General features: G+C 36.1%; 13 protein-coding genes. 3 read left to right on the top strand and 10 right to left on the bottom strand.

All coding sequences use genetic code 11. The features are described from left to right. Positions 1 to 25: 25 nt before the first annotated feature. Positions 26 to 595: a TetR/AcrR family transcriptional regulator gene (locus ACXAGJ_RS17780; RefSeq protein ID WP_474841581.1), complete on the bottom strand. Its 570-nt coding sequence runs from the start codon at positions 593 to 595 to the stop codon at positions 26 to 28. A 137-nt stretch (positions 596 to 732) separates the two neighbouring features. Between ACXAGJ_RS17780 and ACXAGJ_RS17785 the strand changes: the two genes are divergently transcribed. Then, a complete protein-coding gene (locus ACXAGJ_RS17785) occupies positions 733 to 1,173 on the top strand; it encodes an META domain-containing protein (protein ID WP_474841583.1) in 441 nt (146 codons plus the stop codon). Between the two features lie 13 nt (positions 1,174 to 1,186). On the opposite strand, the gene ACXAGJ_RS17790 is transcribed toward ACXAGJ_RS17785, so the two are convergent. The 7 genes from ACXAGJ_RS17790 to ACXAGJ_RS17820 form a co-directional block, all read right to left on the bottom strand. Next, positions 1,187 to 2,845 carry a T9SS type A sorting domain-containing protein gene (locus tag ACXAGJ_RS17790; protein ID WP_474841585.1) on the bottom strand — a complete coding sequence of 553 codons (1,659 nt, stop codon included), beginning with the start codon at positions 2,843 to 2,845 and terminating at the stop codon, positions 1,187 to 1,189. 321 nt (positions 2,846 to 3,166) lie between these two features. Continuing rightward, positions 3,167 to 3,580 (bottom strand): thiol-disulfide oxidoreductase DCC family protein, encoded by a 414-nt coding sequence (locus ACXAGJ_RS17795; RefSeq protein ID WP_474841587.1) that lies wholly within the window; start codon positions 3,578 to 3,580, stop codon positions 3,167 to 3,169. Positions 3,581 to 3,591: 11 nt separating this feature from the next. Beyond that, positions 3,592 to 4,491 carry an HTTM domain-containing protein gene (locus tag ACXAGJ_RS17800; protein WP_474841588.1) on the bottom strand — a complete coding sequence of 300 codons (900 nt, stop codon included), beginning with the start codon at positions 4,489 to 4,491 and terminating at the stop codon, positions 3,592 to 3,594. Positions 4,492 to 4,512: 21 nt separating this feature from the next. Continuing rightward, positions 4,513 to 5,115 carry a DUF5819 family protein gene (locus tag ACXAGJ_RS17805; RefSeq protein ID WP_474841590.1) on the bottom strand — a complete coding sequence of 201 codons (603 nt, stop codon included), beginning with the start codon at positions 5,113 to 5,115 and terminating at the stop codon, positions 4,513 to 4,515. A 117-nt stretch (positions 5,116 to 5,232) separates the two neighbouring features. Beyond that, positions 5,233 to 5,655, bottom strand: a complete 423-nt coding sequence (locus tag ACXAGJ_RS17810; protein ID WP_474841591.1) for a hypothetical protein — start codon at positions 5,653 to 5,655, stop codon at positions 5,233 to 5,235. Positions 5,656 to 5,827: 172 nt separating this feature from the next. After that, entirely contained in the window at positions 5,828 to 6,577 is a 750-nt protein-coding gene (locus tag ACXAGJ_RS17815; protein ID WP_474841593.1) for a LytR/AlgR family response regulator transcription factor, read from the bottom strand. Positions 6,578 to 6,586: 9 nt separating this feature from the next. Continuing rightward, positions 6,587 to 8,440: a tetratricopeptide repeat-containing sensor histidine kinase gene (locus ACXAGJ_RS17820; RefSeq protein ID WP_474841595.1), complete on the bottom strand. Its 1,854-nt coding sequence runs from the start codon at positions 8,438 to 8,440 to the stop codon at positions 6,587 to 6,589. Between the two features lie 333 nt (positions 8,441 to 8,773). On the opposite strand from ACXAGJ_RS17820, the gene ACXAGJ_RS17825 reads away from it, so the two are divergent. After that, positions 8,774 to 10,531 carry an aromatic amino acid hydroxylase gene (locus ACXAGJ_RS17825; protein ID WP_474841861.1) on the top strand — a complete coding sequence of 586 codons (1,758 nt, stop codon included), beginning with the start codon at positions 8,774 to 8,776 and terminating at the stop codon, positions 10,529 to 10,531. A gap of 20 nt (positions 10,532 to 10,551) precedes the next feature. Here ACXAGJ_RS17825 and ACXAGJ_RS17830 read toward each other — a convergent pair whose 3' ends face one another. Next, positions 10,552 to 11,499 (bottom strand): GSCFA domain-containing protein, encoded by a 948-nt coding sequence (locus ACXAGJ_RS17830; protein WP_474841596.1) that lies wholly within the window; start codon positions 11,497 to 11,499, stop codon positions 10,552 to 10,554. Positions 11,500 to 11,551: 52 nt separating this feature from the next. Next, positions 11,552 to 14,185, bottom strand: coding sequence for an alanine--tRNA ligase (gene alaS / locus ACXAGJ_RS17835; protein WP_474841598.1), 2,634 nt, complete (start codon positions 14,183 to 14,185; stop codon positions 11,552 to 11,554). A 211-nt stretch (positions 14,186 to 14,396) separates the two neighbouring features. On the opposite strand from alaS, the gene ACXAGJ_RS17840 reads away from it, so the two are divergent. Continuing rightward, positions 14,397 to 15,374 carry a M23 family metallopeptidase gene (locus ACXAGJ_RS17840; RefSeq protein ID WP_474841600.1) on the top strand — a complete coding sequence of 326 codons (978 nt, stop codon included), beginning with the start codon at positions 14,397 to 14,399 and terminating at the stop codon, positions 15,372 to 15,374. The last annotated feature ends 2 nt before the right edge of the window (positions 15,375 to 15,376 follow it).

The following is a 15,376-nucleotide window of genomic DNA, read 5'->3' on the forward strand; positions in this document are numbered from 1 at the left end:
GTTAATTTTAAAAGCGCTTAGACCTTTATACCATGCCCTTAAGCAACACAGAAATCATATCATGCTTTAGTATTTCTGCATCGATGTTTTTTTGTTTTGGATACCACAAATACAATGTTCTTAATGTAGAAAGAGTAGAAAACACCATAATTTCAATGTTAAAGGGCTTTATCTCCGCTTTGTCTACACCATCTTGTACAATGGCTCGGAAGTTTTCTTCGTACTCCTGTCGCATCCTTTCGAAATACTGTAAATTCTTTTCTTCCAGATGCATCCAATCGTTATTTAGAGAAGCTAAACCATCAGAATTGCGTAGGGTAACATCGATATGAAGATCTATTATGTTCTCAAGTTTTTTGATGGCATCTACTTTCGAATTTACAATTTGATTCATTCCTGTGGTAAATTCTTCTGCCAACTCTATAATAATAGTCGATAAAATCTCCTGTTTGGAATCGATATGGTTGTATAAACTTGCAGCTTTTATCCCCATTGCTTTAGCAAGATCTCTCATGGTTACTGCACTATAGCCTTTTTCTTTGAAGAGTATGGATGCTGCTTTTATTATTTCTTCCTTTCTACTTTCGGATTTCATAAACACATTTGATAGTTTTCCCTATCAAAAATAAATTTTAATCCCTTATATCCTAGATTTTATAACCTAAAAACAAAGATTATAATACATTTGTGTAGCTTTTACCGCCAAATAACACTCAAAATGTAACTTAGATCATGAAATTTATATACTTTTTGCTTTTTATCCTTAGTGCAACCACCCCAAAGAACTGTAATAAGAATGCACATCTTTCTAAAGCCAACACACAGCATCAAGAGACACAGGTCTTAAGCAATAAAATTGGTATTTTAGAACTCAACGGGAAAGATGTGTCTCAAGAAAAATTATTTATCGTTTTTAACAAAGAAAACCAAAGGGCTTCTGGTTTTTCGGGTTGCAATACGTTTTCGTGCAAGTACATCGAAGAAGGGGATACTATATCCTTAGGCATAGCAATCGCTTCAAAAATGTATTGTGCTGAAAAAGACCAGTTAGAAAGTGATTTTTTCGCTGCTTTTTCTTTAATTCAAAAAAAACGTGTTGAAGAAAACACCATCTATCTCGAAGATGACAACAACAACGTAATAGTTAAGGGTAGTTTCATTTTAGACGAATAGCCCTTACCCAAGTCTATAAATTACGATTGATCACCACTTTTCTGGTTAAAGATTCTCCATTTGTCATATTTCTGATCTTAATAAAGTACATCCCGGAAGAGCGATCACTCATATCGATCTGAGATTCTCTCCCAGTAAGCGCACCAGACCCGATAAAGCCTCCGGAAATATCATAAATTTTAAACTCAATAGGATCATTATTCCCTTTTGAAATAGAAACGAGTGCAGTAGAAGGCACAAAAGAAACTACAATTGCGTTACCGGTTACAGGTGGATTAGTACCGCCATTGGTTCCTTCTACAGAAAGCATATCCAATGTTGTTCTTTCTGTATTACTTGGATCTAGCCAATTTGATAACCGCGTAGCATCGGTAGTTCCAAAATCCCAGGAAACATCAAATCTTCCATAAAAATCAAACTGATTATTATCGTTTGTCCCATTGCATGCAGCAGCTCCTCCAGCCAACTGACCAATAATTCTCCCGTTAGGATCAAAAATCGCAGATCCCGAAGACCCTCCTTCTGTTACTCCTAAATCCCAATCTTCAATAAACCAGATTTTGGTCTGGGGATTTCCGTTAAAAGGGGTTTCATCCTTCGTAGGTGCATTGTTATCCCTACACACTTTCATGATATCTCCATCAGGATGATGAATTCCTACGGTAAAACTTGGCACATCTCCTGTTCTGTCCCATCCAGCCCATTCTAAATCCCAGGATTCATCCAATCCGCCATCCAAGTTAAGTAACTTGAAATCAGACTCAGTATTGACCGCAAGAACAGTAGCTCCACTAGTGGTTTGATTGACCTCGGCATCTGTACTATTAGCGGTGGTTGCACAAGATGGGTTTGGACTGATCCAATTAAATCGGAAAGCCCAAGTAGATTCGGATCCAGATTGGCAATGATTTGCAGTCAAAAAATAAGGTGCTCTATCATTGCTTGTATTATTTATGAGGTTACCCGAACATACGAAACCATTTAAAATAACGAAGGCTACTGATTTTTTCAATTGATCTTTTAGCGCATCAAAATCATTACCCACAGGGCAGTCTACATCTTGGTTACAATCTCCAGAAGTATTTAATGCTTTTTCGCGCACCATGGCATCTGTAACAGAGCGATACCCATGTATCACTTTTGCTATGGTTAAATCCCCTTGCCCTTTTACACGAGCTGGTTCATAATATTCTATCCAAACATTTTCTCCGGCCACCATCCAGGTTCCTAACAGTTTATCCGGTCGATTAAAAATATTGGTATAAGCTCCCAAAAGATCCTTTCTATCATTACTATACAAATATATTTTCGCTCCTCTGGGAACTTCGTAATTACTAAATACAAAATTTAAAGATGTAGCTCCTTCAGAAATGATATTAATTCTCCAGATTCTATCCCCATTCGGTAGTTCGTTCCAAACTCCTGAATTTTCCAAACCAAGGTTTACCTTTAGTTCATGGCCAAACCTAAAAGGAATATCCCTTTTGGTATCATTAATAGCATCTTCTGCTTTAATTTTATTCAAGTCAAAGGGTTTCATTTTAACCGGAGATATGTTGTCTTTGTTCAAGCTTTGCAAACTCCAACTTAGAGGTTCTCCTTCATTTGTAACCTGGCTTGTAGCCAAAGCACCAACACACAAAAACACAACAAGTAAAAATAACTTCTTCATCCTAAATTCATTTTATTATAGTGGTTAATCAAAAAACACTTTTGATCTAATAATAGTGTTTCTTCCTATTATAACACCGTATGATGTGTTTACCCTACTTTATTCTTCACAAATTTAATCAATTAATTTCCCATTTTTTAAAAAAGTAAAATTTCAGTTTCAAATGACACCCCAATAAAATCTAAAATCGGACACCTAATTAAAGGTGCCCGATCTCTATCTGCCAGAATCAGATCTAACCTACTTGATCAGCACTCAAGTACATCAACTAACAACTAATTTTCTGTAAACACCTCAGTCATGGTACAGAATCAATGTTATTTATCGCAAAAACTTTTCGAGTAAATCAGGTGTCGGAATTCTACAAGCGCTCTTTCCAAACCACCTGTATCTGTTCCTAGCTATATAATCGTAGGCAATATCATTTATAAAAACAGGAAATATCTTGAACAATTTAATCAACCTCCAACACCTCCCAAAACCACCTATGATAGTGATAGCAGCTTGAGACTTTCTTTCTATCCTCTTGGATTCTTTATCGATTAATATGATAGAATCTATTTCTGAACTATACGTATTCAAACTCTTTAATAACTCTATACCTATTGAAGATTGTAATGCTGCAAATACATAGATATTCTCCAAATCTCTATCAATAACAAAATTGATAAACCCATTACACAGATTACATTCTCCATCAAATAAGATGATTTTTTTACCTTTTTCTATTCCCATAGTATTACTACTTAAAGTTCATAAAACAGTTTGGGCTTAAAAACACCAAGCCATTTCTTAAGATATTTATTGTAAAACACCCAGTATTCTTTGTCTGCAAAGAAAACCGGATATATACTCAACATTATGAAGGAGAAGTTGTCTATTCGCATCAACATCCAAATCCCAATATGAAGTGCTATTCCAGATAGTAAGTACCAGTTTCTTAATTTTCTGAACCAAATCGCTATGGGAAAAGTGAGCTCCCAAAAAAGCGTAAACCAAGTTGAAGATTTCACAAAAAAACTACTCTTAGTAAGCCATATATTAAGATCCGAAGCTCTAAAATCTTCAATCCTTAACACATAATACAAAGCTTCTCCATTTTGCCATATAGGCTGCAACAACTTTGATAGACCTGCTGCGAAATAAATCAAACAAAATTCAAAGATGATTCCATATAACGCTAACAAAGGAATCATTTTTAAGGTCTTGTTCTTAAAATCGTTATTTAACCTCCCGGTGATTAAATTAAATGAAGTTGCTAATAACAGTAAAGGAATCATAGTTCCTATTACATTATCAGCACCATCTTGAGTAAATAATGCTCGTAATTTGATTGTGATTAAACAAAAGAATACTACTATTCCGGATAACTTCATTTTGAACCCAAACAAAAAACAACTACTTGCCAATAACCCTATTATCAAAAAGGCGTATACCACATAAACATCCCCAAAATCAATAAATAGGCATTCTAAATTTAATACATCCAAAGTTTGCATATAGGTAAATAAAGGCACGATCGCTTTATCCCCTATCAATTGATCAGAAAACATCAAATAAAGTAAAAAGTCCTTTATAACAATTAAAGAGATGAGCACTCTAGCTATTGTTAACCCGATGGTTCGGTTATTATGGAATTGTATCATAATTCTTATCGTTTTCAGAAGTTAGTTCAATTCGTAAGGAATTGTTGTATGCGTAGCATATTCATAGTTTTTCTTGTCAAAATAATCCAGATTTCTATCCTCGTATCTCGGGAAATGCTCTTCAACAATCTTGATTACAAATTTTACTCCTTTGGTACCGGGAGTATTGTCTGTACTATTTGCATAAATGATTCTAGCATAGTTCTTGAGCGAAAGGAAACCTGGTGAATACGCTATGCAGGCATCTGGCGTGGGATCTTTACATTTTTCTATGTAGGAAAAAATATTATTTAAACATCCCGATTCATATTTGATCAAGCGTTGCGCAATGGAGAAAAAATGATCTTTGTTATATGAATATATCGTAGCATTGATATCATACCAATCGGATATTTCTATCTTATTATTCTGATCACTCGAAGGAGTATGGAATTGAAAATACACCCTTCTAGTTGTTGTAGGGGGATTGGAAAACATACCCCAATTCTGTTCGAAAAAAGGGATGGTATACATTTTTACAATATCAGTCATTAGGTTTTGGGGTAAAACATGAATATTATCTAATACCGAAATTGTTACCATACCGAAATGCAAAGCAAACAAGAATACCACCAACCTTTTCATATCTATTATTTTTTTAGGGAAAGTTAATTTTTAGAAAGCTGAGCTTTTTCGCTCCGAATCAGCTCAGCATGCTTCTAATTAATTACAGAAACACAAACAAAATGTGCTTGCTATTTCTTAACCATCACATCCTAGTCTTTGACGGAAATAAGGGCTAGTGATATAATCACAAATGTTAAAACCGCCTGATGTAGTGGTTGTACTAGATGAGGAAGAGGTTGTAGTCGAAGAAGTTGTAGAAGAACTTGTAAACGTTGGATTACCTGTGGTTCCTCCTCCTGTCGTTGTCGTAACCGATGCAGATCCTGTACCTCCTTCAGATGTTACCGAAATAGTTCCACTTCCGGAAATCGAAGAACTCGTGCCATTTACACTAATCGTAGCAGAGTTTCTTCCATCCATAGAAAGATCAGATTGCAAGGTTGGAGCCACTACCGCTGCAACAGTGTCGGCAGTAAAGGCAGCATTGTCGAATGAATTACTCGTCAATGCTAAAGCAAAAAGTGCTAGTGCGCATAGTCCATAAATTGACTTTTTCATAATTGTTTAAATTTTAAAGTTAAAAATGGTTTATTCGAAAGGCGTGATTAAGATTTGTGTGATCATTCCTTTGCGTTGTAAACCTATTTAAAACCTTAAAAAAGAAATAGTCTGATATGACTTCTGGCAGGTATAGTTTGATAAACGGTAGTTATTGTTTGATATTAAAAAACTACCTGATACTCAATAAATCAATAAGTTGATTCTTTCGATTTCGGGCAATGGGCAGTTGCCTACCATCAATCATCTCTATAGTACCCCCATCCATTCGAAGTATTTTCTTTACCTGATTGAGGTTAATCAAGCAAGATTGATGCGATCTAAAAAAACTATAATCCAAAAGTAATTGCTCATAATGCTTTAAATGCCTGGATACAAAACGCTCCTCCTTATCCACAAGAAAAAAACGGGTATAACTCCCTTCTGCAATGCAATATAAAATATGATCTACTCTAACTAGTTCATAACTATCGGTAGTAGCTAGTGCAATACGATGCTGTTTATTATCTTTTTGCTGAAGATTATTCATCAGAGCATTTAATTGCGCTTGACTGTTACGTTTTGTATGATTGAGTTGTGCTCGATCTACTGCCTCTTTCAACTGAGTAACATCAATGGGTTTCAACAAATAATCAATGGCCATAAATTTGATAGCATTAATGGCATAGTTTTCATAGGCCGTAATAAAAATAATTTCAAAGTTGATCTCCTCTAACTCATTTAAAAGATTGAATACGGTTTGTGTTCCTAATTTAACATCCAAAAAAACTAATGATGGATGCTGCTTACTAATCAGATCTCTTGCTTCATTTATCGTAGCCGCCATACCCATTAATTCCAGTTGAGGGCAGTGTTGCGTTAGTAACATGGCAAGTGTTTCTTGACCGTTTAATTCATCTTCTACAATTATTGTCCTCATCATGCTTACTTTTTAAATTATACTAAGATCCACTATCACTCGAGTTCCAAGGGCAACCCCATTTTCTTTAAGATCTTGAATAACAACCTTTCCTTTTGGGTAACCTGCTTTTTCCAAAATCTGTAATCTTCTGCTGGTATTGTTCATTGCAATCGCATTTCCTTTTTCACTTTCAGGTTTGGATGCAGATATCTCTAATGCCTTTTCTCTACCAATACCATTATCCTCTACAATACATTGAATTTTATTTTCTCCTAAGCTTTTGAACTCTATTTTTAGTTGCCCCCCAGGGACCGATCTATTGGAAAGCCCATGCAAAATTGCATTCTCAATATAGGGCTGAATAATCATGGACGGAATCACCGGATTTATGTCAAGAAGTTGTTCTTCTATAATGATTTCATATTTAAATTTATCTCTAAATCTAAGAGCTTCCAGTTTAACGTACGATTTGATAATTTGTAACTCCTCTTTGAGATCAATTTTCATGCTATGAGAGTTATCCAAAATTTTACGTATCAAATAGGCGATCTGTGTTAAGTATTCGTAAGCGGTATTTTTATCCGATTTCAGAATATAATTTTGAACGGCATTAAAGCTATTAAATAAGAAATGAGGGTTCATTTGATTACGCAGTGCCTCCAACTTATTTTCTGCTGCTTCCTTGCGCAACGCCAAACCTATCGACTTTTGTCTTAAGAAATAAATATACACTATAGTCGTAGAGAACAACAATGCTATAATTCCGATAGCAGCCCATTTTTTTAGCGAACGATTTTCTTCTTCTCGAATAGAGTTATCTTCTTCCAACAGGCTAATCTCTTTATCTTTTTGATTGAGCTCTGTTTGTTTCTCTTCTAGATTAAGTTTATGAATCAATTTATCCCTGGAAAGGCTATCCCTTATTGCCAAAGATTTTTTCAAATCATCATATGCCAAAGAAAAATATCCTTGTTCTTCCTCCAATTCGGCTTTTAAGAGATATATTTCTTCTAACCAAGTGGGGACTTTATTATCCACCGACAACTGTATAGCTTTGTTAAAATAGAACATAGAACTATCATATTGCTTTTTCCGTAAAAATGCTTCTCCTAAGTTAGCTTGCGCTACAATAACCGCTCCTAACGGAACAAAAGTAGAGTCTACCATATTTATGGTATTGGTGGCATTACGGATAGCATCATCAAAGCGTTTTTCCTTGAGATCTATATGAGAGATATTCGCCCAAATCATACCCAGCTCTCTATAATTCTTATTTTCTTTATGAATTGCCAGAGCTCTTTTATAATAGGATCTGGTTTTATCATATTCTTCAAGAGAAGAATAAATATTTCCGAAGTTGGTCAGAATGATCCCCAAATGCAGACTATCCTTTTCTTTTTCGGCAATATCCAGAGCTTCGCTGTAATATTTAACTGCTTGTGTATTACTTTTCACCGCCTTGTAACTTGCTCCCAGATTGATTAAATGAATTGTAGCCAACTCATTATTTTTTATCTCCTTTGCCAGAGCAAGACCAGCTTTAAAGGCAAATATGGATTCCTCGACATTACCCAAGTTACGCAATGAAAGTCCTTTGGTATTTAAAATATTAATTAAAGCAACTGTATCAGGCTCTTTTCTGTAGATATCTTCAGCCTTCTGCATATACATTACAGCACTAGCAAAATCAAATTTCAAAAAATCAGACCTGCCTATATACCAATAAGCCTCTTGGGCAATATCTCTTCTACTGTCTTTTAAAGATGTTTGCAATGCTCTTTTTGCGTAAAACTGGCAGCTATCCAAATTGCCTTGATTGATATGATATCTGGCCAAAGAAATCAATATATCAGATTGTTGATTAAGACCTAGTTCCTTTTTCAACCCTTTCAACCTGTTGTAAATTGAGTCCTGTGTATCTTTCTGTGATTGGGCGTTTTGTGTAAAAAACAAAGAAAACGACAATAAAAACCAGATGTAATATCTTTTAACAGCCATTCTAAAATCTAAAATTATGGATATTGACAAATCATCATTTTTACTCTAAAATTTGACACTATTTTTAACTATTAACTCAAAAATAAGTGTTTTCTTACAGGATCTTTAAGATATCTTCTCTAAATCTTTGTTGGTTTTTCCTAAAGAAACGACAAAGCATTGTAGATTTGTATATATTTTAGAATCTTTGAATGCAATTATCAGATAACAATGAGTACCATGCCGGAAGCCATAGAATCCAATCCTCTTATTGATAGATTACCGCCGCACTTGAAACAATTTATTAAACCGCAAAATTATGAGGATTATACTCCGATTAACCATGCGGTCTGGAGGTATGTTATGCGAAAAAACATTGCTTCTTTAAGCAAAGTGGCTCACGACTCTTATCTAAAAGGATTAGAAAAGACTGGGATTTCTATCGAAGCTATCCCTAGTATGTATGGTATGAATAGGATCTTGAAAGAAATCGGTTGGGCAGCTGTTGCTGTAGATGGTTTTATCCCGCCCAATGCATTTATGGAGTTTCAGGCATACAACATTCTGGTAATAGCCTCAGATATTAGGCAACTCGAAAATATTGAATATACTCCAGCTCCTGATATTATTCACGAAGCTGCGGGTCACGCTCCTATCATTGCTAATCCGGATTATGCAGAATACCTGCGTCGTTTTGGGAAAATTGGTTGCAAAGCTATTTCTTCCAAAAAGGATTATGAAATGTATGAAGCCGTACGCGCCTTATCCATTCTTAAGGAAGCACCTGATACGGACCCACAAGATATTAGAAAGGCGGAACAAAAGGTAGAGGTACTTCAAAATCAAAAAGAAGATCCTTCAGAAATGGCTTTGATTCGAAATCTACATTGGTGGACGGTAGAATATGGTTTGATAGGAACCACGGAAAATCCTAAAATCTATGGTGCTGGATTACTTTCGTCAATTGGTGAGAGCGAATGGTGCATGACAGATCAGGTGAAAAAGCTGGATTATTCTCCAGATGCTGCTTTTCAAGATTTTGACATTACAAAACCGCAACCGCAGTTATTTGTCACTCCAGATTTTGCTTACCTGTGTCAGGTGCTGGAGGAATTTGCAGACACCATGGCTTTACGAAAAGGAGGACATAGAGGACTAGCTAAGCTAATCGAATCGAATAATTTAGGAACCATCGAGTTAAGTACCGGATTACAAGTATCGGGAGTGTTTACTCGAATGATAAAAAATGAGGACAACGAAGTTATTTATTTTGAAACCAAAGGGCCAACAGCATTATCATTTCGTGAGAAAGAGTTGATCGGTCATGGTATAGATGCTCACCCTGAAGGTTTTAGATCTCCTTTAGGGAAATTAAAAGGGATCAATCTTGCCATAGAAAATATGTCCCCAAGAGATCTGAAAGCCTACAACTTTTATGATGGCGAGTATATCGAATTTGAATTTGAAAGTGGGATTACCGTAGCCGGAAACAACATTACTGGGATGCGGAACATACAAGGGGAGTTGATCCTGATACAGTTTAGTGAGTGTACCATCAAATACAAAGAAGAATTTCTCTTTAGACCAGAATGGGGAACTTTTGATCTGGCCGTAGGAAAAGAGATCGTTTCGGCATTTTCTGGTCCCGCAGACGATTACTCGTTTGATTTGGTAACTCATCAAAATACAACGACCACCCTTAAAAAAGAATACAGCACCAAGCAACAGGAACTTCACGATTTGTATCAATCAGTTAGAAACATTCGCGAAGGTAAAAACACCAAATTTTCTCTTGAAGCCGTTTTTGATATTCTTACTCAAAACCATGAAGAAAATTGGTTATTAGCCCTAGAAATCTATGAGCTTACCCATGATAGTAATACAGATTTTGCAACTCAGGTTTTTGAATACCTTAAAAGTATTGAAAAACATCAACCGAAGATCAAACACCTTATCAGTAGTGGATTAGATATTATCTCAAATACTCAAACTGTGTAAAAGTGCTGCGGTAAGCAGTTCTAAAACTGTATAAAGGGGAAGTCCTTCTGAATACGACTCTTTTTCGACTCTAATTTTTCAAGGAATTGCAGATGTTGTTCACTTTTGGGATAAAAAGGTTTGTGCGCCATACCTCGCTGAATTTCTTCAACCCGTTTCATAGTATCTGCAGTCTTTTCAGAAATCCAGGTATGATAAAATCGTTCCCAGATATAATCAATCGCTAACTTACTTGGATGCACCATATCCTCTTCGTAAAATCGATAATCTCTAAGCTCGTCCATCACAATCTCATAAGAAGGAAAATAACTCACCTTTGCCGAAGTATTTGCCACTTGATGAACAGCGGTTAACAAATGAGACTTACTTCTATTGTTCGCTACAATACCATCTTTTATATGACGAACAGGAGACACGGTAAACAAAATATCGACATTAGTATTGATACTACGAATAAGATGAATGCAATTTTGCAGGCTTTCTATAATATCATTTACAGACAACAATTCTTTTGAGAACTCTTTTTGAGGAATTTTATGGCAATTAGCCACGATTAGATCCAGCGCTTTGAGGCGATATACCCAAGATGTTCCCAAGGTAATGCTGATATGTGTTGCAGAAGAAATTGCCTTTCTTCCTAAACGTATTGCAGTGTTTAGATCGGTAAGCAACTGGCTTTTATTTGGATTGCTCAGTGCAGAATGCGCATCAAAACAATGCCAATTTTCGTTATGAAAAAACAAATCCTCCTCAGTATATTGATCGTTTTCTGCGATCATCCAAAGTAATGTCTCGATAGCCTTGGGATGAAACAATATACCAAAGGGATTGACTAGATTTTTAAACTTATAGTATTCAAATTTTGCTCCGATATTTTCTGCAAAACATGATCCCAACAATAGCACCTCAGATGCATAGGTGATCTTAGGCTCTTGAGACACTAATGGTATTTTGGTCTGTAGGTTCATTTAGACCTTTTTATACTTTTAAAGTTAGAAGATTAGTATTCCAAACTTAATATTACTGTATATATTGTTTTGCATTTTGCAAAGCTTCATCTAATCCTCCAGGATTCTTACCTCCTGCGGTAGCAAAAAATGGTTGGCCGCCTCCACCTCCTTGAATAAATTTACCTAATTCTCTAACCACCTGGCCAGCGTTTAAGCCTTTTTCTTCGACCAAATTTTTAGAAACATAACAAGAAAGCAAAGCTTTACCATTTTGTTCTGATCCAAATAAGGCAACGATATCTTCTAATTCATTACCCAATTCAAAAGATAAATCTTTTATTCCTGCAGCATCCAGGTCCACTTTCTTCGCAAGGAAATTCACTCCATTGATTTGCTCAAATTCTGATTTCAGATCTCCTTTTAGATTCTTAGCCTTTTCTTTAAGCAACACTTCAATTTGTTTTTTGAGACTTGCATTTTCTTCTTGTAAAGAGGTAATTGCCTTTATCGGGTCTTTGGAATTCTTAAGCACTGTTTTTACACCTTGATAAGCTTCAGACTGATTTGTAAAATAGTCTTTTGCTGCATCACCGGTAATTGCCTCGATACGTCTTATACCAGCTGCAATAGCGCTTTCTGAAGTTATCTTAAAGTGCCAGATATCTTGAGTGTTTTGTACATGAGTACCTCCACACAATTCCATAGATTCTCCAAATCGGATCGCTCTTACTTCATCTCCGTACTTTTCACCAAACAACGCTATGGCTCCTTCAGAAATAGCCTGATCGTAGGTAATTCCTCGTTGTTCTTGCAATGGCAGATTTTCTCGAATTCTAGCATTTACAAAATCTTCGATTTCTTTCAACTCATCGCTATTCACTTTTGAGAAATGCGAGAAATCAAAACGCAAGTTACCGCTATGTACCATCGATCCTTTTTGCTCTACATGAGTACCTAAAATTGCTCGCAAAGCTTGATGCAACAAGTGCGTTGCTGTATGATTCGAAGCCGTTCTTGCACGTTGCTTTGTATCCACAACCGCTGTAAATACACCATCAACAGTTTTGGGTAGGCTTTTTGCAAAATGAACAATCAAATTATTCTCTTTTTTGGTATCAATGATATAGGACACATCTCCATTGGCAGCTTCGAGATATCCCTTATCTCCAACCTGTCCTCCACCTTCTGGATAGAACGGAGTTCGGTCAAAAACAAGCTGATATAAATCTCCATCTTTTTTACTACTCACTTTGCGATAACGAGTCACTTTTACTTCAGAAGATAATTCGTCATAGCCTACAAAAGTTTCAGAAGCATTATCTAATAAAAGCTCCCAATCACCAGTAGATACCTGTGTTGCAGCACGAGATCTTTCCTTCTGCTTTTGCAATTCTACTTCAAACGCTTTTTGGTCTAATTCATATCCTTGCTCGCTTAAAATCAAGGCCGTGAGATCAATAGGAAAACCATAAGTGTCATAAAGCTCGAACGCTTTTTCACCAGAAACAACCTTTCCTTTGGTCTCTTTGATGACATTATCCAACAAGCTAAGTCCCTGATCCAAGGTTCTTAAAAAAGATTGCTCTTCTTCTTTGATTACATTAACAATCAGGTTCTTTTGTGTTTTAAGCTCAGGGAAAGCATCGCTCATCTGCTGACTTAACGTTTCTACCAACTTAAACATAAAAGGTTCTTTGGTATCCAAGAAAGTAAACCCGTAGCGTATTGCTCTTCTTAAAATTCTTCGTATCACATATCCAGCACCAGTATTACTTGGCAACTGACCATCTGCAATAGAAAAGGCAACTGCTCTAACATGATCAGCAATTACACGAATAGCTACGCTTACCTTACCGTTATCATCGGTAGGCAAACTGTCTTTATCATATGTAGAATTGGTAATGGTTTCTATTTCTCTAATCAATGGTGTAAATACATCAGTATCATAATTCGATTTCACACCTTGTAGCACCATACATAAGCGCTCGAATCCCATACCTGTATCTACATGTTGCGCCGGTAATTTTTCCAGGGAACCATCTGCTTTTCTGTTGTATTGCATAAAAACCAGATTCCATATCTCTACAACCTGTGGGTGATCCGCATTCACCAAATCACGACCAGGGACTTTCTTCTTTTCTTCTTCGGACCGGATATCTACATGAATTTCGGAACAAGGTCCACACGGGCCCTGATCTCCCATCTCCCAGAAGTTATCACTTTTATTCCCCATGATTATTCGATCCTCGGGAACGATAGCTTTCCACAGATCATAAGCTTCTTGATCCATATCTAGCTTTTCATCTTTGGCTCCTTCAAACACCGAAACATACAATATATCTTTATTAATTCCATATACCTCGGTAAGGAGTTCCCAAGCCCAATGGATGGCTTCTTTCTTAAAATAATCACCAAAACTCCAATTCCCCAACATCTCGAACATGGTATGGTGATAAGTATCCATTCCTACCTCTTCCAAATCATTGTGCTTACCGCTTACACGAAGGCATTTTTGAGTATCCGCAATACGATTATTTTTAGGAACACCATTTCCTAAAAAGAACTCTTTAAACTGATTCATCCCCGCATTGGTAAACATCAAAGTAGGATCATCCTTAATAACCATAGGTGCAGAAGGTACAATACCGTGTTTTTTGGATTTAAAAAACTCTAAAAACTGACTTCTTATTTCTTGGGATTTCATGCGTTCTATAATATTGCTATTCTTTGTCAAATAATACTCTCTAAATTCTAAAAAAACCAACCTTTTATCCAATCACCAGCATCGATATTTCTGTTTACCTTTTGTCAGTTTTTTCTGGACTTTACAACATTTTATTATATTTGTTGCGTTGTCTTGTTATGAAACAGGACTTTTTTGGTTGATATCCTGCAAAAATAGCATATTTTAGATTATGTCAAAGGTTAAATATTACTATGATAGCGATACTCTTTCTTACCGCCGAATAGAGCAAAAGAAAGGACGTAAATTTGGTATCGCAGCTTTAAGTGTTATAGGTGCTTTTTTGGCTGGTTTTATTTTACTTCTTGTATATCTAAACATCCCTCAGTTAGAGACTCCGAAAGAAAAAGCATACCGACGAGAGTTAGAAAATATGCAGCTTCAATACGAATTGATGAATAATCGATTGAAGCGTAATGAAGATATTCTTGGAGAAATTGCTGAGCGAGACGATAATATTTACCGTTTGTACTTTGGTGCTAACCCCATTCCTGAAGAAGTAAGAGGTGCAGGTTTTGGTGGAGTAAACCGATACAAGGATCTTGAAGGTTTCGACAATTCTGAAATCATTGTTGAAAGCAGCAAACGAATCGATAAGTTAACCAAACAAATTGTAGTACAGTCCAAATCCTTGGATGAAATTGCTGCGTTAGCCGAACAAAAAGAAGAATTACTAGCAACTATACCTGCTATACAACCTATACAGAATTCTGATCTAAAGCGTATGGCTTCTGGATATGGATGGCGTAGTGATCCATTTACCAAAGCAAGGAAATTTCATTATGGAATGGACTTTTCTGCTGCAACGGGAACGCCAGTATATGCTTCAGGAAATGGAGTTGTTACCAGAGCTGATGCGAATTCTTCTGGTTATGGAAAACATATTCGAATTGACCATGGCTTTAACTATGTTAGCCTGTATGCCCATTTGAGCAGATATAATGTAAAAAAGGGGCAAAAAGTAAAAAGAGGAGATGTTATTGGATATGTAGGTAGTACCGGACGTTCTGTAGCACCTCACTTACATTATGAGATCTTTAAGGATGGCGAACGGATCAATCCTCGTAATTTCTACTACGGAAGTTTAACTTCTGAAGAATTCAGTGAAATGCTGAAGGCCTCCAACTTAATCAACGAAACTCTAGACTAATC

The organism is Aquimarina sp. AWH4_224 (assembly GCF_056160245.1).